This is a genomic window from Phyllobacterium sp. CCNWLW183 (genome assembly GCF_037203775.1).
In the GTDB taxonomy this organism is placed as follows: Bacteria; Pseudomonadota; Alphaproteobacteria; order Rhizobiales; family Rhizobiaceae; genus Phyllobacterium; species Phyllobacterium ifriqiyense.
On sequence record NZ_JBBCBN010000001.1, the window covers coordinates 296,473 to 322,449 of the forward strand.

22 protein-coding genes are annotated in these 25,977 nt (G+C 53.7%); 11 read left to right on the forward strand and 11 right to left on the reverse strand.

Annotated elements, in window-relative coordinates; genetic code table 11:
• Window position 1 precedes the first annotated feature (1 nt).
• Window positions 2-982 carry a GlxA family transcriptional regulator gene (locus V9K95_RS01485; protein WP_336440039.1) on the reverse strand — a complete coding sequence of 327 codons (981 nt, stop codon included), beginning with the start codon at window positions 980-982 and terminating at the stop codon, window positions 2-4.
• 78 nt (window positions 983-1,060) lie between these two features.
• Here V9K95_RS01485 and V9K95_RS01490 point away from each other — a divergent pair, with 78 nt between their 5' ends.
• The 6 genes from V9K95_RS01490 to V9K95_RS01515 are packed head-to-tail and all read left to right on the forward strand — an operon-like array spanning window position 1,061 to window position 8,013.
• Complete coding sequence (locus tag V9K95_RS01490; RefSeq protein ID WP_336440038.1) at window positions 1,061-1,966, forward strand: 3-keto-5-aminohexanoate cleavage protein; 906 nt, start codon at window positions 1,061-1,063, stop codon at window positions 1,964-1,966.
• A 4-nt stretch (window positions 1,967-1,970) separates the two neighbouring features.
• Window positions 1,971-3,035, forward strand: coding sequence for a carnitine 3-dehydrogenase (locus V9K95_RS01495; protein WP_307285322.1), 1,065 nt, complete (start codon window positions 1,971-1,973; stop codon window positions 3,033-3,035).
• Window positions 3,036-3,039: 4 nt separating this feature from the next.
• The gene (locus V9K95_RS01500) at window positions 3,040-4,203 is read left to right on the forward strand and encodes an acyl-CoA dehydrogenase family protein (RefSeq protein WP_336440037.1); all 1,164 of its coding nucleotides are present in this window, start codon (window positions 3,040-3,042) and stop codon (window positions 4,201-4,203) included.
• An 11-nt stretch (window positions 4,204-4,214) separates the two neighbouring features.
• Window positions 4,215-6,287: an acetate--CoA ligase family protein gene (locus tag V9K95_RS01505; protein ID WP_336440036.1), complete on the forward strand. Its 2,073-nt coding sequence runs from the start codon at window positions 4,215-4,217 to the stop codon at window positions 6,285-6,287.
• The gene (locus V9K95_RS01510; protein WP_307285331.1) at window positions 6,284-7,066 is read left to right on the forward strand and encodes a carnitinyl-CoA dehydratase; all 783 of its coding nucleotides are present in this window, start codon (window positions 6,284-6,286) and stop codon (window positions 7,064-7,066) included. Before V9K95_RS01505 ends, V9K95_RS01510 begins: the two co-directional genes overlap by 4 nt.
• Window positions 7,063-8,013 (forward strand): alpha/beta hydrolase, encoded by a 951-nt coding sequence (locus tag V9K95_RS01515; protein ID WP_336440035.1) that lies wholly within the window; start codon window positions 7,063-7,065, stop codon window positions 8,011-8,013. The genes V9K95_RS01510 and V9K95_RS01515 overlap by 4 nt, the downstream gene beginning before the upstream one ends.
• 1 nt (window position 8,014) lies before the next feature.
• On the opposite strand, the gene V9K95_RS01520 is transcribed toward V9K95_RS01515, so the two are convergent.
• The 9 genes from V9K95_RS01520 to V9K95_RS01560 all read right to left on the reverse strand — a co-directional run bounded on the left by V9K95_RS01520 (window position 8,015) and on the right by V9K95_RS01560 (window position 18,723).
• Entirely contained in the window at window positions 8,015-9,676 is a 1,662-nt protein-coding gene (locus V9K95_RS01520; RefSeq protein ID WP_336440034.1) for an ABC transporter ATP-binding protein, read from the reverse strand.
• On the reverse strand, window positions 9,676-10,500 hold the full coding sequence (locus V9K95_RS01525; RefSeq protein WP_115052960.1) for an ABC transporter permease: 825 nt from the start codon (window positions 10,498-10,500) through the stop codon (window positions 9,676-9,678). The genes V9K95_RS01520 and V9K95_RS01525 overlap by 1 nt, the downstream gene beginning before the upstream one ends.
• A gap of 10 nt (window positions 10,501-10,510) precedes the next feature.
• On the reverse strand, window positions 10,511-11,470 hold the full coding sequence (locus V9K95_RS01530) for an ABC transporter permease (RefSeq protein ID WP_115052959.1): 960 nt from the start codon (window positions 11,468-11,470) through the stop codon (window positions 10,511-10,513).
• Between the two features lie 13 nt (window positions 11,471-11,483).
• Window positions 11,484-13,073: an ABC transporter substrate-binding protein gene (locus V9K95_RS01535; RefSeq protein ID WP_336440033.1), complete on the reverse strand. Its 1,590-nt coding sequence runs from the start codon at window positions 13,071-13,073 to the stop codon at window positions 11,484-11,486.
• Between the two features lie 116 nt (window positions 13,074-13,189).
• Window positions 13,190-15,193 carry a CocE/NonD family hydrolase gene (locus tag V9K95_RS01540; protein WP_336440032.1) on the reverse strand — a complete coding sequence of 668 codons (2,004 nt, stop codon included), beginning with the start codon at window positions 15,191-15,193 and terminating at the stop codon, window positions 13,190-13,192.
• A 194-nt stretch (window positions 15,194-15,387) separates the two neighbouring features.
• Entirely contained in the window at window positions 15,388-16,146 is a 759-nt protein-coding gene (locus V9K95_RS01545) for an ABC transporter permease (RefSeq protein WP_115053290.1), read from the reverse strand.
• A gap of 92 nt (window positions 16,147-16,238) precedes the next feature.
• Window positions 16,239-16,952 (reverse strand): ABC transporter permease subunit, encoded by a 714-nt coding sequence (locus V9K95_RS01550; protein ID WP_162802511.1) that lies wholly within the window; start codon window positions 16,950-16,952, stop codon window positions 16,239-16,241.
• Window positions 16,953-17,069: 117 nt separating this feature from the next.
• Window positions 17,070-17,852: a transporter substrate-binding domain-containing protein gene (locus tag V9K95_RS01555; protein WP_370878825.1), complete on the reverse strand. Its 783-nt coding sequence runs from the start codon at window positions 17,850-17,852 to the stop codon at window positions 17,070-17,072.
• 52 nt (window positions 17,853-17,904) lie between these two features.
• Complete coding sequence (locus V9K95_RS01560; protein WP_115052954.1) at window positions 17,905-18,723, reverse strand: ATP-binding cassette domain-containing protein; 819 nt, start codon at window positions 18,721-18,723, stop codon at window positions 17,905-17,907.
• Between the two features lie 170 nt (window positions 18,724-18,893).
• Here V9K95_RS01560 and V9K95_RS01565 point away from each other — a divergent pair, with 170 nt between their 5' ends.
• From V9K95_RS01565 to V9K95_RS01580, 4 genes are read left to right on the forward strand one after another with little or no spacing between them, the layout of a single operon-like run.
• Complete coding sequence (locus tag V9K95_RS01565) at window positions 18,894-19,766, forward strand: dimethylarginine dimethylaminohydrolase family protein (RefSeq protein WP_307285351.1); 873 nt, start codon at window positions 18,894-18,896, stop codon at window positions 19,764-19,766.
• Window positions 19,763-20,419 (forward strand): TetR/AcrR family transcriptional regulator, encoded by a 657-nt coding sequence (locus V9K95_RS01570; RefSeq protein WP_115052952.1) that lies wholly within the window; start codon window positions 19,763-19,765, stop codon window positions 20,417-20,419. Before V9K95_RS01565 ends, V9K95_RS01570 begins: the two co-directional genes overlap by 4 nt.
• A complete protein-coding gene (locus tag V9K95_RS01575) occupies window positions 20,419-21,606 on the forward strand; it encodes a pyridoxal phosphate-dependent aminotransferase (protein WP_336440217.1) in 1,188 nt (395 codons plus the stop codon). Before V9K95_RS01570 ends, V9K95_RS01575 begins: the two co-directional genes overlap by 1 nt.
• Window positions 21,603-23,189 (forward strand): 5-guanidino-2-oxopentanoate decarboxylase, encoded by a 1,587-nt coding sequence (locus tag V9K95_RS01580; RefSeq protein ID WP_336440030.1) that lies wholly within the window; start codon window positions 21,603-21,605, stop codon window positions 23,187-23,189. The genes V9K95_RS01575 and V9K95_RS01580 overlap by 4 nt, the downstream gene beginning before the upstream one ends.
• A gap of 29 nt (window positions 23,190-23,218) precedes the next feature.
• On the opposite strand, the gene V9K95_RS01585 is transcribed toward V9K95_RS01580, so the two are convergent.
• The gene (locus tag V9K95_RS01585) at window positions 23,219-24,643 is read right to left on the reverse strand and encodes an aldehyde dehydrogenase family protein (protein ID WP_336440029.1); all 1,425 of its coding nucleotides are present in this window, start codon (window positions 24,641-24,643) and stop codon (window positions 23,219-23,221) included.
• 278 nt (window positions 24,644-24,921) lie between these two features.
• Here V9K95_RS01585 and V9K95_RS01590 point away from each other — a divergent pair, with 278 nt between their 5' ends.
• The gene (locus V9K95_RS01590; protein WP_115052948.1) at window positions 24,922-25,923 is read left to right on the forward strand and encodes a glycine betaine ABC transporter substrate-binding protein; all 1,002 of its coding nucleotides are present in this window, start codon (window positions 24,922-24,924) and stop codon (window positions 25,921-25,923) included.
• Window positions 25,924-25,977: the final 54 nt, after the last annotated feature.

Here is a 25,977-nt window from a genome sequence, read left to right on the forward strand (position 1 = left end):
CTCATTGAATAGGTCGAAACGCACTTGGCGGCTTGCCTTCAAAACTCCGAAATGTGCGGGTGAACGCTGCTGCAGAGGAAAATCCCGTTCGTGCAGCAATATCGGCAAGCGGCGACTTGGTATCGGTGATTAGTCGGCGCGCGACTTTCAAGCGCAAGCGCAGATAGTACCGCCCCGGCCCTTCCCCGACAGCTTTTGCAAATATCTTCTCAAGGCTTCGGGCACTAAGTCCGCATCGTTTGGCGATTGCTCCAACCGTCAGCGGCTGCTCGATATGACCTTCCATCAATCGGATAGCGACCGCTAGCTTTGGATGCACATTGTCCAGTCTTCCGAGTGAGACCAAAGGCTGTGCATCATTGGACGCATGGGCCTCGTCATAGATGAACACGCTTGCAACATCGAGCGCGACCGACATGCCGTAGCGCGAGCGGATCAAATGCAGCATGAGATCGAAAGTCGGCGATGCGCCGCCGCTCGTGAAAACCGGGCCATCAATGACATAGCGATCCGGTCTGATGTCCGCATCAGGAAACTCTGCGGTAAACTCCTCCATATCCTCCCAATGGGTGGTTGCGCGACGCCCGGTCAATAGTCCGGCACGCCCGAGCAACCATGAACCTGCCTCGATGCCGCCGATCATTTGATAATTGTGTACTGCCCGCCGAAGATTGGCGGTGAATGTCGTGCGTGCAATGTCCGCAGTGCCAAAGCCCCCGACGACCAGCAGCATATCGCCCTTTTCCGATGCATTAAACTGACCGGAAACAGCGATAGGCAAGCCACAGGTCGTCATGGTGGGTTTACCGTCAAGGGAAACGACTTGCCATTTGAACAATGATGCGCCTGAAACCCGGTTCGCTGCTCGCATGGGGTCAATTGTCGAGGCAACACACATCAGGGAAGCGCCACTGAATACGAGAACCGTTACATTTAACGGCTCGGTATTGGGCAAAAACAGTGGAGATATTTCGTTATTCATCAATTTCAATTCGTATATCGCAAAGCATTCCTTGGCAATGGGGGCATGATCAGGTCAATAAATAATGGGAGCAGACAAATGGGACTTACCCCCAATCGCGAAGTATTTATCACTTGCGCCGTTACTGGCGCTGGCGACACGACAGGCCGTTCGGACAAGGTGCCGGTAACTCCCCGCCAGATCGCTGATGAGTGTATTGCCGCTGCCAATGCGGGTGCTGCGATTGCTCATATTCACGTACGCGACCCGAAAACTGGTAAGGGTTCACGCGATATAACTCTCTACACGGAAGTCGTTGAGCACATAAAGGCCTCTGGCGTGGACATGGTGCTCAATTTGACCGCAGGCATGGGCGGGGATCTGACGCTCGGCAGTGTCGAGCAGCCTATGCCGCCTTCCGCAGATGGAACGGACATGGCCGGCGCGACGGAGCGTCTGGAACATGTGGCTAAACTTCGCCCCGAAATCTGCACGCTCGACTGTGGCACCATGAATTTTGGTGAAGGCGACTATGTCATGACCAATACGCCAGCCATGCTGAAAGCAATGGCAGCACAGATTCAGGCGCTGGGCGTTCGCCCTGAAGTCGAAATCTTCGACACGGGTCACCTCCTTCTCGCCAAATGGCTCTATGGTCAGGGTCTGCTCGATGATCCTGTTATGGTTCAACTCTGCATGGGTATTCCTTGGGGTGCGCCAGACGATATTGGTACATTGCTTGCCTTGACCAACAACCTGCCCTCCAACTGGACCTTTTCCGCATTTTCTATTGGTCGCAACCAAATGCCCTATGCGGCAATGGCGATGCTTGCGGGCGGAAATATCCGCGTCGGCCTGGAAGATAATATCTGGCTCGATAAAGGCGTGCTGGCGACAAACCGCCCATTGGTAGAACGCGCTGTAAAAGTTGCCGAAGGCATGGGAGCCCGTATTCTCGGTCCTCAAGAAGTTCGTGAACGCATGAAATTGACAAAGGGCTGGTAAAATCATGGCAAGCATTCGCAAGGCAGCCGCTGTCGGTGGCGGAGTTATTGGTGCTGGCTGGGTAGCCCGCCTGCTTCTCAACGGAATTGATGTTTCAATATTCGATCCCGATCCGGAAGCAGAACGCAAAGTCAGCGAGGTGATGAAGAATTCGCGTCGCGCCTATAAGACGATGCTGCCGGATGGGCTGCCTAAAGAAGGCAAGCTAACTTTTGCCAAGTCGATTGAGGAAGCCGTTGCTGGTGCAAATTTCATCCAGGAAAGCGTTCCCGAACGTCTCGACCTGAAACACAAAGTGCTGGCAGAGATAGACAAATATGCCGATGTGACCGCGATCATTGGGTCTTCGACTTCCGGCATTCTCCCCTCTGACATGCAGACATCAATGAAACACCCGGAACGTCTGGTTGTTGGCCACCCCTACAATCCGGTCTACCTTTTGCCATTGGTGGAGATTGTCGGAGGCAAACTGACATCTCCGGAAGCGGTCGAAAAAGCGCGGGAACTTTACGCGTCTATTGGCATGAAACCTGTGGTCATTCGCAAGGAAATTGAGGCTTTTGTCGGTGATCGTCTGCTTGAAGCTGTTTGGCGCGAAGCTCTCTGGCTCATCAAAGATGACATCACGACCGTTGAAGAACTTGACGACATCATGCGCTACTCCTTCGGCATTCGCTGGGCGCAAATGGGTATGTTCCAGGTCTACCGCGTTGCTGGAGGCGAAGCCGGGATGCGTCATTTCATTGCCCAGTTCGGTCCGTGCCTGTCATGGCCATGGACCAAGCTCATGGATGTGCCGGAACTGACCGAAGAACTGGTCGACAAGATTGCCAACCAATCTGACGAGCAGGCTCATGGACTTTCTATTCGTGAACTCGAACGCATACGTGACGACAATCTCGTGGCCATCATGGATGCTCTTTCCAAGCAGAATAAGGGCAAAGGATGGGGTGCTGGTGCGCTCTATAAGGACTATACGAAGCGCCTTTCAAAACTGGCACAAAAACCCGCTCTGTCCAAGGCAGCAGCAAAGGCCGTGACGAGTAAGCCCAAAAAGAAGAAAGGCTGAAACAATGGATTTTGGTCTTTCGGAAGAACAACGCCTGATCGTTGATACGACGCGGGCTTTTGTCGAGAATGAGCTTTATCCGCATGAGGCAGAAGTCGAACGCACTGGCATCCTGCGAAAAGAACTCGCGGACGAGTTGAAGCAAAAGGCCATTGAAGCAGGCCTTTATGCAGCCAACATGCCGGAATCAGTGGGCGGTGCTGGTCTCGATACTGTTACCTGGCTGCTCTATGAAAAAGAACTCGGCCGCGCAAACTATGCCCTGCACTGGACCTGCGTCGGACGTCCGTCGAATATATTGCTCGCGGGAACTGACGCACAAAAAGAGAAATATCTCTATCCATGTATTCGGGGCGAGAAATCCGATTGTCTGGCCATGACAGAGCCCGGCGCTGGTTCCGATTTGCGCGGCATGAAAGCATCTGCCGTCGAGAATAATGGCGATTGGGTGGTGAACGGCACGAAACACTTCATAAGCCACGCGCTTGAGGCCGATTTCGTTATTCTTTTCGTGGCTTCAGGCGAGGAAGACACGCCGCGCGGCAAGAAAAAGAAAATCACGGCATTCTTTGTCGATAAAGGTCATCCGGGCATGACCATCCGCGAAGGCTACCGCAATGTTTCGCACCGTGGATATAGCAATGCGATTATCGAGTTCGATGATTGCCGCTTGCCGCAAGATGCTATTCTGGGTGAAGTGCATAAAGGCTTTGAAGTGGCCAATACCTGGCTGGGCGCTACCCGTTTGCAGGTTGCAGCGACCTGTTTGGGTCGTGCTGAACGCGCACTCGCTCACGCAATTGAATATGCTGCACAGCGTCAGCAGTTCGGTCAGCAGATCGGCAAGTTTCAGGGTGTGTCGTTCAAATTGGCAGACATGGCAACGGAGCTGAAAGCGGCGGATCTGCTCACGTTTGAAGCCGGCTGGAAATTCGACCAAGGCACCGTTACGGATCAGGATATGGCAATGGCCAAGCTCAAAGCCACTGAAATGCTGGCTTTCGTTGCCGATGAAGCGATCCAGATTCATGGCGGAATGGGATTGATGGATGATCTGCCGCTGGAGCGAATTTGGCGCGACGCCCGGGTCGAGCGCATCTGGGAAGGCACGTCCGAGATTCAGCGGCATATCATATCGCGCGCCCTGCTCCGTCCGCATGGCGCGTAACGGAGTATTTGATGGCGCATAAACTGGATCGCCTGCTTCGACCCAAGACCATTGCTGTCTTCGGCGGCCTTCAAGCTGCCGAAGTCATAAAGCAATCGCAAAAAATGGGTTTTTCCGGTGAGATATGGCCGGTGCATCCCAAACATGATGAAATATACGGATTGAAAGTCTACCGCTCCGTTGCCGACTTACCGGCAGGTCCTGACGCCGCATTTATCGGAGTTAATCGCTTTCTAACGCTCGATATTGTGCGTGAACTGCGCGCGATCGGAACGGGCGTGGCAGTCTGCTATGCATCGGGTTTCCTCGAAGCAGGCGCGGATGACGCCGACGGCGCAAGACTTCAGGAAGAACTGATCGAGGCGGCGGGTGAAATGCCGATCATCGGGCCTAATTGCTATGGGCTTATTAATTATTGTGATGGCGCTCTGCTTTGGCCCGATCAACATGGCGGCAGACGGCTGGAGCCGGACGAACGGGGCGTAGCCATCATCACGCAGTCGTCCAACATCGCCATCAATATGACGATGCAGACCCGTGGGTTGCCGATTGCCCATGTCATGACGGCGGGAAATCAGGCCCAAACCGGCTTGCCTGACATGGCGATTGCCCTGCTTGAGGATGAACGCGTCACAGCGCTCGGTCTGCATATTGAGGCTTTTCAATCGGCATCTAAATTTGAACTACTGGCAAAGCGCGCCCGTGAACTCGGCAAGCCGATCGTTGCGATGAAAGTTGGACGCTCAGAACAAGCACGAGCTGCGACAGTTTCCCATACGGCTTCGCTGGCTGGTTCGGATGCTGCTTCCGATGCATTTCTGAAAAGGCTGGGCATTGCTCGTGTCAATTCAATCGCATCGTTCCTCGAGACGCTCAAATTGTTGCATGTGCATGGACCACTTGATGGAAACACGCTCTGTTCAATGAGTTGTTCGGGCGGTGAAGCCTCTGTTATGGCTGACAGTGCTGAAGACCGCCTGGTTCACTTCCCTGCTTTGACGCCGGAACATCGCGCCAAAGTGAAGTCGACGCTCGGACCGCTGGTCGCAGTCGCCAATCCACTCGATTACCACACCTTCATCTGGAACAATGAACCGGCATTGACCGATACATTCACAGCAATGGTTTCGGGCGGTTTTTCGTTAAGCTGTCTTGTCCTCGATTTTCCGCGCAAGGACCGCTGCTCGGATGTTGATTGGTGGTCAACTGTTCGCGGCTTTGAAAATGCGTTGCGCACGAACAATGCTAGAGGCGCTATCGTGGCCTCATTGCCTGAAAACATTCCGGAAGAATATATGGCGCAGCTCATCGCCAAAGGCATCGCCCCACTTTGCGGAATTGTCGAAGCTTTTGACGCTGCTGAGGCGGCGGCGTTCATCGGCAAGGCTTGGGTCACAGAAATTGCTCTGCCGGTGGCTACTCCCGGTAAAAACTCTGGCAACACGGCAGCACCTGATGAAGCTCAAGCCAAAACCATTTTGAAAGCCGCAGGCTTGCCGGTTCCTGAAGGTCACCGCTGTACGACGTCTGCTGAAGCAGTAGACGTCGCCAATAAACTGGCCTATCCGGTCGCCCTCAAGGCGCTCGGCATTTCCCACAAGTCAGAGCAAAATGCCGTCAGGCTGAATCTAAAGAATGCAGATGCAGTCAAAGCAGCGGCGGACGACCTGATTGATCTTGGTTCCGGCATTTATGTCGAGCGCATGGTAACAGGTACAGTGGCAGAACTCATTGTCGGCATTATCGACGATCCGCAGTTCGGCCCTGTTATGACGCTGGGTACTGGCGGGGTCATGGTAGAATTGCTGCAAGACACGGTAACGCTGCTTCTGCCATCAAGCCGCAGCGATATTGAAACCGCTTTGCGTTCACTGCGTATGTTCCCATTGCTTGATGGCTATCGCGGCAAGCCCAAGGCTGATCTGGATGCGGCTTTGGACGCTATTATGGGGATCGCTACATTTGCGGTCAAAAATGCAGGAAAAATTGTTGAACTCGATATTAATCCGCTGCTGATCTGTGGCGTGGCACAAGGTGCCTGGATCGCCGATGCGCTGCTGGTTACAAAGGGAGAACTTTCATGAATGATGTTGTCAGAACGCGGCGCGAGGGAGGCATTCTCGAAGTTACGCTTGATCGGCCAAAGGCCAATGCCATTGATCTGACAACCAGCAGACTGCTGGGCGAAACATTCAAAAAGTTCCGCGATGATCCGGAACTACGTGTGGCAATCGTACAAACCGAGGGCGACAAGTTCTTTTGCGCCGGCTGGGATTTGAAGGCAGCTGCCAGCGGCGATGCTGTGGATGGTGATTACGGTGTTGGGGGCTTCGGCGGCCTGCAAGAGTTACTGGATCTTAACAAGCCGGTTATTGCTGCGGTCAATGGCATGGCGGTCGGCGGTGGTTTTGAACTCGCCCTTTCCTGCGATCTGATTTATGCCTCCGATCATTCGAGTTTTGCACTGCCGGAAATACGCGCTGGTACGCTGGCAGATGCCGCGACTGTAAAATTGCCAAAACGCATTCCCTACCATGTTGCAATGGACCTGCTCCTGACTGGCCGCTGGATGGATGTTGCTGAAGCCCATCGTTGGGGGCTGGTCAACGAGGTGCTGCCGAAAGACAATCTCATGGCACGCGTTTGGGAAATTGCCCGCATGCTTGAAAGCGGACCTCCATTGGTTTTCGCTGCCATCAAGGAAGTCGCGCGCGAAGCGGAAAGCATGGGCTTTCAGGAAGCCATGAACTGGATCACAAAGCGGAAATTCCGTACAGTCGACACACTTTATGCTTCGGAAGATGGGCAAGAAGGGTTCAAGGCATTCGCCGAAAAACGCGATCCCGTTTGGAAGGGAAAATGACCACTGACTACTCCACCCTGATCGACGAGCAGACCTGGGCTTTCATTGAGCGGACCAATAGTTTTTATCCGCCGGATTCTACGGATCATTCCATTGCCCGGCAACGCGAAATCTACAACACCATGTGCCGGGCATTCTTTTCGCAATATCCAGGATCGGTTTCCTCGACTAACAAATTCGTTCATACCGCAGAACAGCGGATACCGATCCGGGTCTACGAAAAGTCTGATAGCGATCCAGAGGCTGTATGCCTCTATTTCCATGGTGGCGGATTTGTCGTGGGTGGGCTTGAGAGCCATGATGATGTCTGTGCTGAGCTTTGCGATGCTACCGGCTTTCGTATCGTCTCGGTTGATTATCGTTTAGCGCCTGAACATTTGCATCCAGCAGCATTCCTTGACTGCCTCGCGGCGTTTGAACACGTCGCATCCACCTGCGAATTGCCGATCATTTTATGCGGTGACAGTGCTGGCGGAAATCTCGCCGCCGCGGTCACACATCATGTGCGCCGTCACGAACGTGCTCCCGTTGGTCAGGTTCTTATCTATCCCGGGCTGGGTGGTGAAACAGATCAAGGCTCGTATCTCACCCATGCTCAAGCACCAATGCTGACGACGCGCGATACGCTCTACTATGCTGAAATTCGCGGTGGTGGTTTTAATTGGTCAAACGATCCGCGCTTTGCACCTTTGAATGATCAGGATTTCAACGGATTGCCCGATACGATCGCCATCTCGGCGGAATGTGACCCACTATCCGACGATGGCCGCGACTATTGCAACAAAATCAGCGCTGCCGGGGGAAAGGCGCTCTGGAACAATGAACCCGGTCTTGTTCATGGTTACCTTCGTGCGCGCCACAGCGTTGATCGTGCGCGAGCGAGCTTTCGCCGGATCACAACCGCCGTACATTTGCTCGGCCAAGGCCGTTGGCCCGGCCAGATTTAACTTAGTTTCCAGCGCTTGCCATTCGCCTTGTCTTCATAGCCGTTTCCAGCCAGCCGAGTTCCATTTCAGGAACCGACGACAAGAGCAAATCCGTGTAATCGTCAAATGGCGGTTTCAACACGTCCGACTTCGGACCGTAGCGAACCACCTCGCCCCGATACATGACTGCGATGGAGTCGGATATGGATTTCACTGTCGCAAGGTCATGCGTGATAAAAAGATAAGCGACGTTTTCATCCTTTTGCAAATTCAAAAGCAGTTTCAAAATACCGTCAGCAACCAAGGGATCAAGCGCGCTGGTTACCTCGTCGCAGATGATGAGCTTGGGTTTTGCAGCCAGTGCGCGCGCGATGCAAACACGCTGCTTCTGCCCGCCGGACAGTTCTGCCGGATAGCAGCCAGCAAAATTTTTGCCCAGTTCCATTTTTTCCAGCAATTCGGCAACGCGCTTGTCGCGTTCCTTGCCACCCATACCGAAATAGAATTCCAACGGACGGCCGATAATGGTACCGACCGTTTGGCGTGGATTCATCGCGGTGTCAGCCATTTGATAGATCATCTGCAATTCACGCAGATCGTCGCGCGTGCGATTAGCAAGTCGCGCCGATAATGTTCTGCCTTCAAAGGTAATCGCCCCTTCCATCGGCGGCAAAAGCCCAGTGATGACGCGAGCAAGTGTTGATTTACCAGAACCGGATTCACCGACCACAGCCAAGGTCTGACCGAGATGTATATCGACAGAAACGTTCTTGAGCACTTTGACCAATCCGCCGCCATAGGCAGCGGTGATGTTCCTCACCGATAGAATTGGCTTGTCGGCGGGACTTTTTTGTTCGTGCGGAATGTGATGCACGGACACAAGCTGTTTTGTATAGGCTTGGCGCGGCGCTTTGATTATCTGTTGTGTATCTCCGTATTCGACCTGTTTGCCATGGCGCAAGACGAGAATGTCGTCAGCGACCTGTGCAACCACAGCAAGATCGTGCGTGATATAGAGTGCGGCGACATTCGTATCGCGGATTGCATCCTTGATAGAAGCCAGCACATCAATCTGCGTGGTCACATCAAGAGCCGTCGTTGGCTCATCAAAGACAATCAGATCCGGCTCCGAACATAGAGCCATGGCTGTCATGGCACGTTGTAGCTGTCCGCCCGACACCTGATGCGGAAAGCGCTGGCCAAAAGTTTCAGGATTTGGAAGACCCAGCTTTTTGAAAAGTCCGACCGCGCGCTTTTCTGCCTCGGCCTTGGTGCATATTTTGTGAAGCAGCGCGGCTTCAATCACCTGATCCATCAATTTGCGCGCAGGATTGAAGGCCGCAGCAGCCGATTGCGCCACGTAGCAAACTTCGCGGCCCCGTATCTGCCGCAAAATCTTGGCGCCGCCTTTCAGAATATCTCGGCCGTTCAACAGCACTTCACCACCGGTAATGCGTACACCACCCCTGCCATAGCCCATGCTGGAGAGCCCGATTGTCGATTTGCCCGCACCGGATTCGCCTATAAGTCCGAGCACCTTGCCCCGCTCAAGCTTTACCGACACATCGTCGACAATAATAATATTCCTGGGCGGTTCTCCAGGCGGATAACTGGTTGCTTCGATACGCAGATTGCGGATGTCGAGAAGAAGGCCTGTTTTGTCTTTCAATGGAGCTTTAACCATTATCCGCGACCTCCCTTCAGGCTGGTGGTTCGGTTCAATATCCAGTCCGCGACAAGGTTGACCGAGATCGCAAGCACAGCAATGGCCGCAGCAGGTATCAAAGCTGCAGGAATGCCAAAGACGATACCCTCCTTGTTTTCCTTCACCATTCCACCCCAATCAGCGTCAGGTGGCTGGACACCGAGGCCAAGGAAGGAAAGTGCCGAAAGGAAAAGAACTGCAAATATGAATCTCAGGCCAAGCTCTGCGATCAAAGGTGTCAGGGCATTGGGTAATATTTCCCGGAAAATAATCCAGATACGGCCCTCGCCACGAAGTTTCGCAGCCTCGACAAAGTCCATAACGTTAATATCAACGGCTACTGCCCGGGCCAGCCGGTAAACGCGCGTCGCATCCAATAGCCCCATGACGAGGATCAATGTCATTATATTTGCCGGCAAAACCGAAAGCACGACAAGCGCAAAAATCAGGGTCGGAATAGCCATGATCAGATCGACAAACCGCGACATGAGTTGATCAAACCAGCCTCCGATTACGGCTGCGGCGAAACCTAGAACAGAACCCAAAATGAACGATAGTGCCGTTGCTGTGGCCGCAATGAAGATGGTGATGCGTGCGCCAAAAATCATGCGTGAGAGCAAATCGCGACCCAGATTATCTGTGCCAAGCAAATATTTGGCCGACATCGGTTCCCATACGTCACCAACCGTCTCCCCCACAGGATAAGGAGCAACCCACGGCGCAAAAACCGCTGCGAAGACGAATACAGCAGTGACGAGAAGTCCGATCCACGCACTGATAGGAATATTTTTTACATTCAACATTGCGTGGGCCTCACTTCGGGTGTCTGAGGCGGGGATTGGAAACAATCGCCACGATGTCAGCAATAATATTCAGGCTGACATATACAGCTGCGAAAATAAGCCCACATGCCTGAACAACCGGCACATCGCGTTTGGCCACGTGGTCCACAAGGTACTGTCCCATGCCGGGATAGACAAAGATAACCTCGACTACGACAACGCCGACGACCAAGAATGCCAGATTGAGCATGACCACATTGACGATCGGCGCGATGGCATTTGGAAATGCGTGCCGCGTGATGATCTGCAAGGGCGAAAGCCCCTTTAGTTCCGCTGTCTCCACATAGGCAGACTGCATGACGTTTAAAATGGCGGCGCGTGTCATGCGCATCATATGCGCCAGCACAACCAGTGTCAGAACGGTCACCGGCAAGGCGATGGCGCTGAGCCTTTCACCCAGCGGCATGCCTTCATAAACCGTTGAAACACTTGGAAACCATTGCAGACGAACGGCGACAAAGTAGATCAGCAGGTATCCGGTAAAAAACTCGGGCAACGAAGTTGAGGCCAGACCGAGGCCGGAAATGAGCTTGTCCACAAAACCATTGCGATAGCGCACTGCCAACAGTCCCAGACCAATAGCCAATGGAATGGAAACAATTGCCGCCCAGAAAGCAAGGAACAAGGTGTTCCACAGCCTTCCTTTCAGTGAGCTTGCAATGTCCTGCCCGCTTGAGAGGGCCGTTCCCAAATCACCGGTCAATATGCCGCCAAGCCAATGGAGATAGCGGATATAGGCTGGATCATTCAGGCCCATATCACGTCGCAGGTTTTCAAGCGCTTGCGGCGTGGCTGATTGCCCGAGTATGGATTGCGCAACGTCTCCAGGCAGAATCTGGGTGCCTGCAAAAATCAGCACGGAAACTGCAAGGAGAAGAAGGATGCCCATCGCGATGCGTTGGGCAACCAGTTTCAGGACAGGTGTACTCATCTCACGCGGCCGATCAGGCGTTCAGCCAGCAACGCGACAATGCGTAACCGCCGCTCATCTCCTGATTGCCATCTGGTACCCAACCGCCCACCTTTGCGCTTGTCGCATCAATGAAGTCGTTGAACATTGGCACGATCACCCCACCCTCATCGCGCACGATGACTGACATGTCGCGGTACATCGACTTGCGCTTGGCTTCGTCCAGTTCGCCGCGTGCCGTAATCAGCATCTTGTCAAACTTTTCATTGAAGAAGCGCGTGTCATTCCAATCAGCGGTAGAAAGGTAGGCCGTCGAATACATCTGATCTTGCGTTGGACGCCCGCCCCAATAGGATTCGGAAAATGGCTGTTTGTTCCACACTTCTGACCAATAGCCATCGCCGGGCTCACGCTTGACCTCAATGGTAATACCGGCCTTTGCAGCGCTCTGCTGATAAAGCTGAGCCGCATCCACAGCGCCCGGGAAGGCAACGTCGGATGTGCGAAGCAGTATTGGCCCGTCATGGCCCGACTTTTTGAAGTGGAAGGCGGCTTTATCAGGATCGTATGCGCGCTGCTCAATATCGTCAGAGAATAATGGATAGGCCTTGTTGATCGGGAAATCATTCCCGACCGAACCGTAACCACGCAGAATTTTCTGCACCATGTCCTCACGGTTCATCGCATATTTAAGCGCCAACCGCAGGTCGTTATTATTGAACGGCGCCGTGTTGCAATGAGCGATGAAAACGTAGTGTCCCTTACCGGCCACGTTCTGAATGGTGACGCCCGGCACGCGCTTGACCAGATCGACAATCTTCGGCTCGACGCGGTTGATCATATGCACCTGACCGGATTGCAGCGCTGATGTGCGCGCAGTCGCATCATTGATCACGATAATTTCGATCTGCTCGGCATGACCACGCTTGTCGCCATTCCAATAATTTTCGAACTTGGAACCAATATGACGAACGCCGGGCTCGTCAGTCACGACCTTATAGGGACCCGTGCCAATACCGGCTGTGGGCTTGTCCTTGCCGCCATTCGGTTGAATCATGAGATGGTAGTCGTCCATCAGGAATGGCAGATCAGCATTGGCTTCTTTCAGTGTAAATACAACGGTATCGCCGTCTTTCTTCACATTGGAGATACCACCCATGACGCCTAGCGCACCGGACTTGGAATTCGCGTCGGAGTGGCGTTCCATCGTTGCCACAACATCGTCCGGCGTCATGTCCTTGCCGTCGTGAAACTGAACGCCTTTGCGGATCTTGAATGTCCAGACTTTGGCGTCGTCCGATGAGCCCCACTCTTCGGCAAGCTTGGGTTGCAGCGTTCCATCCGGTTGGATTTCAACAAGTTGCTCACCCCACTGGCGCCCAAACTTGTAGGGAACCTGACTTTGCCAGGTGGCTGGATCAAGACTGTCGGTCGATGCGCCACCCTGCATACCGGCTTTAAGCGTACCGCCTTTGACCGGCCCCTCAGCCAAGGCTGCGCTGGTCAGGAGTGAATTGGCAAAAACTGTGGTTACGCCGAGCGCAGCGGCGCGACCGAGGAAATCCCGGCGCGAAAGCTTTCCAAGTGCAACCCTGCGGCTGAGATAGTCGAGTTCATTAGACATTGAATTCCCCTTCTTGTCTAAGACGCTTTGCGCCTTCTGGTTTTCTCTAATTATGCGACCTGATAGCTATGTATTTCAACCTTTAGATACTTCTCATGTGCGAATGCCGGACATTCTCATATGAAATTTCGATCAATTGTTTCCGCAAAATCACGCTCGAATACGACATTGTCATTCTCATAGGCCTCGATCCGGCCCGTGAGATAAAATTTGTGCTTGTCAGAATGCATGCTCGTAAAAGTCTCAGTTCTGATACGCCAATTGTCACGCCCCGAAATCTCGGTCCAATGGGTTTCACCCCGCGCCGATAGCGGATCATCGGCCTGAATTTCCCAGCGTTCACGCGCCACACCGCCATGGATCAGACCGTGGTCCTTGTCTCGCGCTTCGCCGAAATCATCTTCGATCAACAGTACAATCTTTCCACTGACCTGATCATGGACAATTGAGCGACTATTGGCACTGTCGCGCAACGTCTCCAATTGCCATGGCGATGCTGCTTCCGGCTCGGCGAAGGTCCACTCGTCACCCTCAGCCATTGCCCGCGACGGAACAGCAACTGTTCCAGATTGAATTGTCAGACTGACGGGTTCCGGTGAAGGCCAGACCATTGGCCAGTATGACGAGGATACGGCAACCCGCAACTTATGCCCCGCAGGGAGGCGATAAGCGATATCATCAAGCTTGAAGCTGATTTCATAGCTTTTGCCCGGCTCCAATGCTTCGGGTACAGCGTGACTATTGCGATGGCAAAGATTGAAAACACCATAGGTGATGCGTGTTGAGGCGCCGTCCGGATGCACATCGCAAAGCCGCACGGCAACCATGGCAACAGGCTTGTCGCTCGTCAGCGTCAACGTAATTTCGGGCGCACCGACAATATCCATCGACCGGTCGAGTTGCATATCATAGCAAACGGAAAGAGCGTCATCGCGGCGCTGATCGCCTGGCATTTCCGGACCCAGCCAGATCGCGCAGTATTCGCCTCCCATCATCCCGCAATCCTGCGGCGATGACACCAGATGCGAAAAGGCATCTGAAGGCTGCCTTGACAGGCTCTTGTCGTCGCGAAGATGAAACAGCGCAGTTCCAATAGTTTGCGATGGCCATTGTTCTTCTGCAATCCAGCGACCAGGCCGCTCCGTATACCAGCTTTTAGGCCGTACAGAATCCATCAGATAGCCGCGATAGACCGGATCATTCTCAACGCCGGTCTCAATGTCCTTAAGCCATCGGTCCCACCAGCGCAGAGCCTCTTGGAGAAAGCCGATACGCGGCCCCGGCACCGCGAAATGCGGATATTTGTGCACCCAAGGCCCAATTATGCCTTTTACCGGCGCCGTAATTCCCGTCATCAATCTGGATACCGCATTCTTGTAAGCGTCGCCCCAGCCGCCGATCGCAAGTGTCGCGGCCTTTATCTTCGAAAAATCTTCGCAAACGGAGCCGCGCTGCCAATAGCCATCGCGTGTCTGGTGATTCAACCAGACAGCAGGCAAAAATGGCTCGTTGTCCAAGCGCTCGAGCCACATATCCCGCCATTTTTCCCCAACCAAGGCCGGATCAGGCGCTCTGGATGAATAGGACAGCATCGTTGCGCCCCAACCCAGATTTTCATTCAGCAGAAGACCGCCCTTATAGTGAATATCGTCGGCATAACGATCATCGGTCGAACAAAGCGTAATGATGGCTTTGAGTGCATCCGGTTGCATTGCCGCCACTTGAAGCGAGTTAAAACCGCCCCAGGAAATGCCCATCATGCCAACCTTGCCGGTCGACCAGGATTGAGCCGCAATCCATTTGATGACATCGCAGGCATCCTGCAATTCCTGTTCGGAATATTCGTCTTCCATCAATCCTTCGGAATCGCCATTCCCGCGCATATCAACACGCAAGCAGGCATAGCCATGCCCGGCAAAATAAGGATGGGTCAGATTATCGCGCGCGGTCGTTCCGTCACGTTTGCGATATGGCAGAAATTCAAGAATGGCCGGAACAGGATTTTCGTCAGCTTCCTCGGGCATCCAGACCCGCGCTGAAAGGCGGCAGCCGTCGGGCATGACGATGCCCATATCGGCTTGCTCTGTGATCTTATGCGGAAAAGTTTCGACTGTTCGCATTACCACCTTTCGCCCTCACATGGATACGAAAATGGCGATGCATACCGGGCGGAGCGCCCGCGAATGATACAATCCCATTTTCTCGTCTTTGCGAGGCGTTCCCTTATGCTCACACTATGCGCATTTGCTCACGACAACACACCAAACACTTGCGACATAAGTCCCGCCATTTGCGTCAAACATCAGTATATTCGTCAGCCAAGGCGAGAGGGAACAAGCCGTTCCAAACGCCTGAACAGGAAGACAATTATTCCGGTTATGATCAGGTAGCCCGCCGCCAGCAAAAGCAGCGGTTCATAGGTGATGAACGTATCCTGGCGAATCCGCGACGCCACCGAATAAAGGTCCACGACGGTAATCGTTGCTACAAGAGGCGTGGATTTCAGCTGCAACACCGCCTCGCCCGCAAGTGTTGGCAGAGCACGATGAATAGCTTGTGGAAGCCAGATGCGCCTTAATATCGTGAATCGGCGCATTCCAAACGCCCGTGCAGCTTCCAATTGTCCCTTGGGCACACCGGCAAAAGCACCGCGCATGACCTCACCTTCATAGCCCGCATAAGACAGCGTAAGGGCAAGCACCGCATAGGGCCATGCCTGCCTCAAATACGGCCAAAGCTCTGATCCGCGTATCCAGGGATATTGAGGGAAAAGTGACCCCAATCCGTAGTAAAGGAGCCAAAGCTGCAGGAGAAGCGGCGTTCCGCGAATGATCGTGCAAAACCAGCGTGCTGGAACAGCGAGAATGGCAGGCCCTGCAGCTTGCGCGAGACCCAGCGGAACCGCCAGCAGAAAGCCGAGAAACACTGTGACGCATAATATCCAGATGGTGCGCCATAATCCTTGGAGAATAAGTCCGCCATAATTGGGCAACCAATCCCAGCGCAGAAAGAATATCGCGGATGCCACGAGCGCCAGACCGATCAATATCAGAACAATCCGGTGCGGCTGCATCCACTCACGCGGTCGATCGGGGTCCGCATCCTTATGAATGGGAAAGGTCTCAAGGGGGATTTCAATTTTCGTATCAACAGTCAGGTTGGACATTACCCTGCCTCCCTGACCGACGGCATACCACGCCGCGCCCATTTCTCAATTCGCCCAACTATGAGATTGGAGAAAAGCGTGGTGAGCAGATAGAGCACCCCCGCAGCCATAAAGAACAGGAAATATGCTTTGGTCGTTCCTGCGGCTTGCCGGGTTTCCAGCGTCAATTCACTAAAACCGACAACAGCAAGTAACGCCGTATCCTTGGTGGCTATCAGCCAGAGATTGGCCAGACCTGGCAAAGCATAAGGCAGCATTGAGGGAAGCGTTATGCGGCGCATCATCAATATTGGAGACATGCCATAGGCGCGAGCTGCTTCTATCTCCCCATAAGGAATCGCCTTTATGGCACCGCGCAACACTTCGGTAGCATAGGCACCCTGCACGAAACCAAGCACGACTATGCCGGCCACCAAGCCGCTAATATCAATACGTTGATATCCGGCCATCTCAAGAATGCGATTGATAAGGTCGGTACCCGCATAATAGAGCAGCAGGATCAATACGAGTTCCGGCACTGCCCGGACGATGGTTGTGTAAATCCCGGCCAGATCCCGAACCAAGGGCGATCCATAAAGCTTCCCATATGCACCCAGAGTGCCGATTATCAGCCCCATACCAAATGCTCCCAATGCGATCTGCAGTGAGTGCACAAGCCCGCGGAGCAGATTACCACCCCAGCCGGGTGGGCTGGGAGAAAGCAATGTCAGCATCTGCGATAGTGTTTCAGGAATAATCGACACGTCGGCCAAGCCGTCCTCGATTCAGCGCTATCAGCGCAGTTCTGCAAGATAATCCGGGCGGGTCATACCCGCCCGGCCAAAGGCATATTAGCCACCATACATATCGAAGTTGAAATACTTCTTTGAGATTTCGTCATATTTGCCATTAGCGCGAATGCCTTTGATCGCGGCATTCATTTTTTCCTTGAGTGCCGTATCGCCCTTACGCAAACCAACACCGACGCCAGGTCCCAACACTTCGAGATCGTCGGCAACCTTGCCTTTGATTTCACAGCACGCTTTTCCGGCATCCGTTGCCGCAAAGGTTTCCAGTGCCAGCGCATCTGCCTGTGTCGCATCAATACGACCGGCCGCAAGATCCTGATTGGCCTCGTCCTGTGTCTGATATTCCTTGATCTCAGCTGCCGTGCCAGCGAAATGCTTCTTCACGTAGACCTGGTGTACTGTCGAAACCTGCACACCGATAATCCTGTCTTTCAACCCTTCCGGCGTAGGCTCCATCTTGATGTCTTTTGAGCCCAGGATAACAGTCGGCGTGTTGTAATATTTATCCGAGAAATCGATTGTCTTTTCGCGTTCAGCCGTGATCGACATTGAAGCGGTGATAATGTCGATCTTCTTGGTCGTCAGAGCCGGAATAATGCCATCCCACGAGACCGGAGTAATAACACAATCCAGTTTCGCTTCTTCACAAAGCGCCATGGCAATGTCGACCTCCCAGCCCTGCCATTTGCCCGATGCGTCCGGCGAGGCGAATGGCGGATATGGCTCTGCCGCAATGCCAACCTTGATTGTTTCAGCATTTGCCACGCCCAATCCGGCCAGAATAACAAAGGCCGCAACTGTTGATTTCAATAGTGTCTTCATCATTATCTCCACTCTTGCTGTTCCCCGGGATTATTCCCCGTATTATTGATTCAGTTTATGAGACAGTTCGGATAAACTGTTTTAAACGTTCTGATTTTGGTGATCCGAACAAATCTTCCGGTGGTCCCTCTTCCTCGACAATGCCGTTGTGCAGGTACATGACATGGCTTGCCACTTCGCGCGCAAACTTCATCTCGTGCGTAACGAGAAGCATTGTCCGGCCTTCCTTGGCCAGATCCGCAATCACTTTCAGGACTTCGCCGACAAGTTCGGGATCAAGCGCTGAGGTTGGTTCGTCAAACAACATGACACGCGGCTGAATAGCCAACGCACGGGCAATAGCGCCGCGTTGCTGCTGGCCGCCGGACAGATAAGCAGGATAAACATCACGTTTGGCAGACAGCCCAACACGCTCAAGAAGTTGTTCGCCCACGGCAATCGCTTCATCGCGTTTCACGCCAAGCACATGCACTGGCACTTCGATGACGTTCTGCAACAGTGTCATATGCTGCCAGAGGTTGAAGTTTTGAAAGACCATTCCCAGACGGCTACGAATACGCTCGATCTGGCGGCGATTGGCAGGATATTGCCCACCCACCCCGTCGCTGACCATTTCAATGTCTTCGCCATTGATGCGTATAACGCCGCTTGTGGGGTTTTCGAGAAAATTGATGCAGCGCAGAAAGGTGGATTTGCCGGAACCGCTACCACCGATCAATGCAACGACATCGCCATCTCTGGCAGTCATGGAAACGCCCTTGAGTACCTCAAGCGAACCAAAGCGCTTATGTAAATTCCACACATGAATGGCTTCAGCCTGCTCAGCTGACTGCGGTTGGAGCGGGTCCGTTAAAACCGCATCGCTCACCGTCATGCGGGAGCTCCAGTCTGTCTTGGTCGTGCAGAATCACTCATGACAATCTCAATCCGCCTCTTTTGTCAGCACAGGTCTAATTTGCCTGAATTAACCGCATCACACCACTTGCGCTCTAATTATGCAAGCGTATAAATACTGGAAGTTGCAATTTTTTGAGAGCATCCGGCATGAGCGCATTCGGTTCCCAATCCATGGCCCTTCCCTTGAAACGCGTCATCATGCGTCTGCCCGATCGCGTTATGGCCGGTGCCGAGCGCGATGTCTGGCACTATGGACCTCAGTTTGATCCACGCAAGGCGTCTGAGCAGCACAGTGTGTTTGCAGATCTGGTCGCAAAATCAGGTGCCGATATTACCTGGATTCGTGACGGCAATGACGGGCTTTCAGACTCCATCTTCACCCACGATCCATCGCTCGTAACCGACAAGGGTGCTGTTCTCTTGCGCATGGGTAAAAGTCTGCGGCTAGATGAAACCGATCTTCACGAGGAAACCTATCGCGAGATGAATGTGCCGGTCCTTGGCCGTATTGAAGCGCCGGGCACCGTCGAAGGTGGTGATTGCGTGTGGGTGGATAGCAAAACGCTTGCAGTCGGCCGTGGCGTTCGCACCAATCAGTCGGGTATTGATCAGCTTCGTGCAATTCTTGAGCCGCTAGGCATTGCTGTTCTGGGCTTTGACTTGCCACTTTGGCAGGGCGAGGAAGCCTGCTTGCATCTCATGTCGATCATTTCACCGCTCGCGGAAGATTTGGCGTTGGTCCATTTGCCTCTTTTGCCAGCCGCATTCTACCAGCTCCTGAAAGAGCGCGGCATTCGTCTCGTTGTGGCACCGGAAGAAGAGTTTGCGGCAAGCAATGGTCTTAATCTCAATGTCCTCCCCACCGCTCCTTACGAAGTAATAGCAGTGGCCGGATTTGAGAAGACCAAGGCCGCAATGGAAGCTGCCGGTTGCACCGTTACGACATTCGACGCGGATGCACTGTGCATCGCCTGTGAAGGCGGCCCTACTTGCCTCACCCGCCCTGTCTGGCGTCAATGAAAACACAGAGCGCCACACGCAAGAGCTTTCGCCGCGAGGGTGAAGACAAACGCCGCGAGGACCTTATCGCGGCAACGCTCGAATGTGTGGCGGAACGTGGACTTGCCGGTGCGACGGTGCGTGAAATTGCATTGCGTGCTGATGTTACTCCGGGGCTGATCCGTTATTATTTTCCGGTCAAAGATGATTTGATCGGCGCGGCGTACAGGGCGGTGATGAGTCGCATGACTGTGCAGGCTAGCGATGCGCTGAAGAACGCGGACTCGGACCCCCGCGCCCGTCTTAGTGCATTCGTGACCGCCAATCTGGGCACGCCAATTATGGACCCCCATAATCTGTCGCTCTGGGCCGGCTTTATCGGTCTCGTTCACGCAGATCCCGCAATGGCAGCTGCACACCGTGACGGCTATTTGGGGTTTCGCGATGAGCTGGAAGCGCTTATTCGTGACGCCTTGCTTGCCACCTCCAAGCCTGCCGACGGCTCGATAACAAGGCGATATGCTATAGCTATCAACGCCATCATCGACGGGTTATGGCTTGAAGGATGTTTGGCCGGCGATATTTTTGCCGACGGGGAGTTGGCGGAAACCGGCATTGCCGCTATCGAGGCGGTTCTTGGAATTTCACTTAGCACCAAAGGAGGCGCGATATGATGCGCTTTGCGTCTGTTACTGATCGTCTGGCCGGATTAGGCTCAGATAAATGGGCCGTGCATATGCGTGCGCGTGAGATGAAACACGCCGGTGCCGAGATCATCGAATTGACCATTGGTGAACCTGATATTCCTACTCCAACCGACATGATGGACGTGGCCGAAAGCGCGATGCGTTCGGGCCGCACCGGCTATTCGAATGGCCGCGGCGAGCCTGCGGTTCTTGCTGAACTGTCAAAAAAATATACCGCCCGCACTGGTCGGCAGATTAATCCGGATAATATCATGTGCTTTCCCGGCACACAGACAGCGCTCTCGCTGGTCATGCTGGGACTGGCTGAAGAAGGCGACGAGATTATCACCGGTGATCCCCTTTATGCGACTTATGACGGCGTGGTGCGCGCCACCGGCGCCACTCGTGTTTCAGTGCCGCTTCGTCCGGAAAAAGGTTTTCGCATGCAGGCGTCTGATCTTGAAAAGGTGATTACGCCAAACGCCAAAGTCCTCTTGCTCAATACGCCGCATAATCCAACTGGAGCTGTATTAAGCGAGAAGGAAGTTGCAGAAATTGGTGAAGTCTGCCGCAAGCACAATCTCTGGATCGTCTCCGACGAGGTGTACGAGCTGCTGATTTTCGACGGCAAATTCGCCTCTCCCTTGGATAGACCAGAGCTGGCAGACCGGACAGTTGCCGTCGCATCGATCTCCAAATCGCATGCGGCCCCCGGCTTCCGCAGTGGATGGTGTGTTGGACCAAAAGAGTTTACGCAAAAGCTATTGCCATTGTCGGAATCGATCCTTTTTGGCGTTCAGCCATTCATCGCGGACATGACAGCCTATGCGCTCAGCCAACCGGCAGCTGCTGCCGCAATCATGAAGGCAAACTTTTTGCACCGCGCGCAAATGATTTCCGAGCGTCTCGATGGGGTAGCAGGAATCTTCGCCAAACCACCACAAGCTGGCATGTTCATTCTGGTCGACATCCGGGCAACGGGCCTTTCAGGGCAAGATTTTGCCATGCGCTTGCTGGAAGAAGAGCTTGTTGCTGTCATGCCGGGTGAATCCTTTGGCGAAAACCTTTCCGGCTATCTTCGCCTCAGCCTCAGCGTTGCTGAAGACAAGATTGACGCTGCTTGCGCCGGTATTGTCCGCCTCGCTTCCCGCTTGCAACAACGGAAATCCGCATGACCACTGTCGGTGAAGCTCTGGTTCAACTGCTCGAATCTTATGATGTCGACACGGTTTTCGGCATTCCTGGCGTCCATACGATAGAACTCTACCGTGGGCTTGCCGGATCCAAAATACGCCATATCACACCGCGCCACGAGCAAGGTGCTGGCTTTATGGCCGATGGTTACGCGCGGGCTACGGGCAAACCGGGCGTTGCATTTGTAATCACCGGTCCTGGCATCACCAACACGATCACGGCGATGGGACAGGCACGGGCGGACTCCATTCCGATGCTGGTCATTTCCGGGGTAAATCAGCGCGAATCGCTCGGCAAGGGCATGGGTTTTCTGCATGAACTGCCCAATCAACGCGCCATGTTGCAAACCGTCGCCATGTTCTCGCATCGCATTGAACAGCCGGACGAGCTTCCGATTGTTCTGGCAAGGGCTTTTGCCTTGTTCGCATCCCGACGGCCCGGCCCTGTTCACATCGAAATTCCGCTCGATATCATGGCCCTTCCGCTGGAAAATGCGTCACGCCTGCTCTCCGATGCTCCAATTCCACAGGCATCTACTGAGACAATGGTGGAATTAACCCGCCTGTGTCTCAATGCACAGCGTCCGGTACTCCTCATAGGCGGCGGCGCGAAAGCAGCTGCGGACGGCCTGGTAGAACTTTCCGAAAAGCTCGATGCGCCGGTCGTCGCGACGACCAATGCACGCGGCATCATGCATGATCACCCTTTGCTTATCCCTGCCAGCCCCAGCCTTAAGGCAGTGCGGGAGCTTATCGCCGACAGTGACCTTGTGATTGCCATCGGCACAGAAATGGGTCCGACCGATTATGACATGTATGGCGACGGTGGCTTTCCCGAACTGACGCGCTTTGTCCGTATCGATATTGATGCGAGCCAGCTCGATCGCTGGCCGGCATTTCTGCCAATAGAAGCCTCAGCCAAGGAAACGGTTGAGAAATTGGCTGAGGCATTGCCGGAACGTCGCAATGCTCAATCCGGTGAAGATCGCGCGCGCAAGGCCCGCGAGAGTGCATGGGCTGACATTGGTACCCGCACACAAGGCCAAGTGCGGTTTTTGAATATACTGCGCGATACATTGCCCAATTCATTGATCGTGGGTGATTCCACCCAGACCATCTATTCCGGCAATATGTATTACGACCACGACCGCGTAGGCGGCTGGTTCAATGCAGCTACAGGCTTTGGCGCGCTTGGGTTCGGTCCTCCCGCAGCAATTGGTGCGGCATTAGGCAAGCCAGACACCACGACGATTTGTATTGTCGGCGATGGGGGGTTTCAGTTTGTTCTCGGCGAACTTGGCGCTGCAATTGACGAACAAGTCCCCGTTATATTCATCGTCTGGAACAATCAGGGCTATCAAGAAATCGAACGCGCAATGGTTGAGGTCAATATCAATCCGGTTGGCGTCCGCCCCTCGGCTCCAGATTATATCAAGATCGCTGAAGCCTATGGTCTGCCTTCAAAGCGGCTCAGCAATATCAATGAGCTGCCTTCCGCTCTTTTAGCGGCAAAAGAGAGCGAAAAGCCCTATCTCATTGAAATAGATGAAAAACTGGTTGGCTGAAGGATGTCCTACCAGCCAACCCGATTTGCCTATGGCCTGTGGATTGTTTTGACTTCCAGAAAATCCTCAAGCCCGAATTTTCCACCCTCGCGCCCGTTACCGGATTGCTTGTAGCCACCAAACGGGCTGCCATAGCGATGGGGGCCACCATTGATATGCACCATTCCCGCCTTGAGGCGTGACGCAACCCGTTCCGCCCGCTTTGCATCTCCCGTCTGCACATAGGCCGCAAGGCCATAGGGCGTGTCATTGGCAATCGCGATAGCTTCTTCTTCCGTGTCGAACGGGATTAGCGCCAGAACCGGACCGAACACTTCTTCCTTGGCGATGCGCATGTCATTATTCACGTCGGCAAAAATGGTTGGTTGCACGAAATAGCCGGTCTCATATCCTTTCGGCTTGCCAGCGCCGCCAACCAATACACGAGCGCCTTCTGCAATACCGGCCTCGATCAGACTTTGGACGCGGCCATACTGAACATTGCTGACAAGTGGGCCGATATGGTCGCCCTCCTCTTCCGGATTGCCAACGCGTGCTTGCTTTCCGGTTTCTTCCGCAATTTTCACAACCTTGTCATAGACCGAGCGCTGCACGAGCATACGCGTCGGCGCATCACATGATTGACCGCTATTGTTGAAGCACTCAAACACGCTACTGGAAACCCGGTCTTCAAGGTCTGCATCCTCAAATACAATATTGGGAGATTTGCCCCCCAGTTCCAGCGTGACACGCTTTACGGTATCTGCCGCATCCTTGCTGACGGCGATGCCAGCGCGCGTGGAACCGGTGAATGACATCATGTCGACGTCCTTGTGCTTTGAAAGCGCAGCACCGACTGAAGGCCCATCACCATTGATGAGATTGAAAGTTCCGGCCGGAAATCCTGCCTCATGCACCATTTCCGCATAGAGCATCGCATTAAGCGGCGTGAACTCACTTGGTTTCAATACGCAGGTGCTGCCTGTCGCCAGAGCTGGAATGACCTTCAATGCAATTTGATTCACCGGCCAGTTCCATGGCGTAATCAGCCCGCAAACGCCGATTGGCTCACGTACCAGCAGGTCGCCATTGGGCAAATCCTCTCGCATATGAATGCTTTTGAGGGCATCTATAAAGCCCTGAAGATGTCCCACACCAACATCGGCCTGCTGCTGCGTGCTCATTGTAATCGGAGCGCCCAGTTCCAGCGTGATCGTCCGTGCCATCTCATCATAACGACGTCGGTAAACTGCCAGCAGTTTTTCGAGTAACGCCAGCCGTTCCTCTACCGACGTCCGGCTGTAACTTTCAAAGGCTTTCTTTGCCGCTGCGACTGCACGATCAACATCCGCCGCAGTCCCCATTGAAATAACGGCAATCGGCTTTTCCGTTGCCGGATTAAGCACTTCCAGATCATTTGGTTGCAGCGGATCGACCCATTCACCATTGATATAGAATTTGCGTTTGTCGAGCATAGATCATCCTCCTGCTAACCGAACTTTTCTCCATTCTGACCATCAATCAGACGATGGCAAGGCCCGCTGTGGCTGAATATATTTGATGTCGCAGACAATATACGACTTGCCGCATCCAAGCTTCTTGGCTGTGTGTTGCGGTACTATCCTCGCCCTATGGTTCATTCCTGCATCGAGCACGTGCAATCACAACCGGGCGCTGCTCACAGCATCCGGTCAATGGCGAATGCCCATAATTTCCAAGCCAGAATTAAAATAAAAAATGAAGGGGTACTTTGATGAAATCACTCTTATTGAGCAGCGTTATGGGATTGGCGCTACTCGGCGCGGTCAGCAACGCATCCGCTGCGGAATGCGGCGATGTCACCATTGCCAGCATGAACTGGCAGTCGGCGGAGGTTCTCGCTAATCTCGACAAGATCATCCTCAATGCTGGCTATGGGTGCAACGCAGACGTTGTGCAAGGCGACACTATTCCAACCCTCACTTCCATGACGGAAAAGGGACAGCCGGACATTGCGCCCGAAGGTTGGATCGATTTCATGCGCGATATCATGGACAAGGCCGTAGCCGACGGCAAACTTGTCTATGCTTCCAAGTCGCTATCGGATGGCGGCGTGCAGGGTTGGTGGATTCCAAAATATTTGGCTGACGCTCATCCCGATATTAAAACAATCGATGATGCGCTTAAGCATCCGGAACTTTTCCCCGCTCCCGAAGACAAGACAAAAGGCGCGGTATTCAACGGACCTCCCGGCTGGGGCGGTACTGTGGCAACCGCCCAGTTCTTCAAGGCCTATGATGCCGAAAAGAAAGGCTTCACGCTCGTGGACACAGGATCGGCCGCCGGTCTTGATGGCTCACTGGCTAAGGCATATGAACGCAAGGAAGGTTGGGTCGGATATTACTGGGAACCGACAGCCCTTCTTGGCAAATATGCGATGGTCAAACTGGATCATGGCGTGAAATTTGATGCTGCCGAATGGAAGCGCTGCAACACGGTTGCCGATTGTCCTGACCCGAAGAAAAATGATTGGGAAATCGCCGAGGTCGACACAGTCGTTACCAAGAAGTTCAGCGAAAATGCCGGCCCCATCATGGATTATTTGAAAGCCCGCTCCTGGGACAACAAAACGGTCAACGAACTGCTCGCCTGGATGACAGACAATCAGGCGACAGGCGAAGATGGTGCAAAGCACTTCCTGAAGAACAATGAAGCGATCTGGACCAAATGGGTCAGCGCTGAAGTGGCCGAAAAGGTAAAAGCTGAAATCAACTAACCCAGAAAATAGGGGGCAGCGGCTTGGTCGCTGCCCTCCATTCTAGGGTCCGGA

Coding starts and splice junctions, on each gene's coding strand:
- V9K95_RS01485 (WP_336440039.1), bottom strand. CDS start 982: ATGAATAACGAAATATCTCCACTGTTTTTGCCCAATACCGAGCCGTTA.
- V9K95_RS01490 (WP_336440038.1), top strand. CDS start 1,061: ATGGGACTTACCCCCAATCGCGAAGTATTTATCACTTGCGCCGTTACT.
- V9K95_RS01495 (WP_307285322.1), top strand. CDS start 1,971: ATGGCAAGCATTCGCAAGGCAGCCGCTGTCGGTGGCGGAGTTATTGGT.
- V9K95_RS01500 (WP_336440037.1), top strand. CDS start 3,040: ATGGATTTTGGTCTTTCGGAAGAACAACGCCTGATCGTTGATACGACG.
- V9K95_RS01505 (WP_336440036.1), top strand. CDS start 4,215: ATGGCGCATAAACTGGATCGCCTGCTTCGACCCAAGACCATTGCTGTC.
- V9K95_RS01510 (WP_307285331.1), top strand. CDS start 6,284: ATGAATGATGTTGTCAGAACGCGGCGCGAGGGAGGCATTCTCGAAGTT.
- V9K95_RS01515 (WP_336440035.1), top strand. CDS start 7,063: ATGACCACTGACTACTCCACCCTGATCGACGAGCAGACCTGGGCTTTC.
- V9K95_RS01520 (WP_336440034.1), bottom strand. CDS start 9,676: ATGGTTAAAGCTCCATTGAAAGACAAAACAGGCCTTCTTCTCGACATC.
- V9K95_RS01525 (WP_115052960.1), bottom strand. CDS start 10,500: ATGTTGAATGTAAAAAATATTCCTATCAGTGCGTGGATCGGACTTCTC.
- V9K95_RS01530 (WP_115052959.1), bottom strand. CDS start 11,470: ATGAGTACACCTGTCCTGAAACTGGTTGCCCAACGCATCGCGATGGGC.
- V9K95_RS01535 (WP_336440033.1), bottom strand. CDS start 13,073: ATGTCTAATGAACTCGACTATCTCAGCCGCAGGGTTGCACTTGGAAAG.
- V9K95_RS01540 (WP_336440032.1), bottom strand. CDS start 15,193: ATGCGAACAGTCGAAACTTTTCCGCATAAGATCACAGAGCAAGCCGAT.
- V9K95_RS01545 (WP_115053290.1), bottom strand. CDS start 16,146: ATGCAGCCGCACCGGATTGTTCTGATATTGATCGGTCTGGCGCTCGTG.
- V9K95_RS01550 (WP_162802511.1), bottom strand. CDS start 16,952: ATGCTGACATTGCTTTCTCCCAGCCCACCCGGCTGGGGTGGTAATCTG.
- V9K95_RS01555 (WP_370878825.1), bottom strand. CDS start 17,852: ATGATGAAGACACTATTGAAATCAACAGTTGCGGCCTTTGTTATTCTG.
- V9K95_RS01560 (WP_115052954.1), bottom strand. CDS start 18,723: ATGACGGTGAGCGATGCGGTTTTAACGGACCCGCTCCAACCGCAGTCA.
- V9K95_RS01565 (WP_307285351.1), top strand. CDS start 18,894: ATGAGCGCATTCGGTTCCCAATCCATGGCCCTTCCCTTGAAACGCGTC.
- V9K95_RS01570 (WP_115052952.1), top strand. CDS start 19,763: ATGAAAACACAGAGCGCCACACGCAAGAGCTTTCGCCGCGAGGGTGAA.
- V9K95_RS01575 (WP_336440217.1), top strand. CDS start 20,419: ATGCGCTTTGCGTCTGTTACTGATCGTCTGGCCGGATTAGGCTCAGAT.
- V9K95_RS01580 (WP_336440030.1), top strand. CDS start 21,603: ATGACCACTGTCGGTGAAGCTCTGGTTCAACTGCTCGAATCTTATGAT.
- V9K95_RS01585 (WP_336440029.1), bottom strand. CDS start 24,643: ATGCTCGACAAACGCAAATTCTATATCAATGGTGAATGGGTCGATCCG.
- V9K95_RS01590 (WP_115052948.1), top strand. CDS start 24,922: ATGAAATCACTCTTATTGAGCAGCGTTATGGGATTGGCGCTACTCGGC.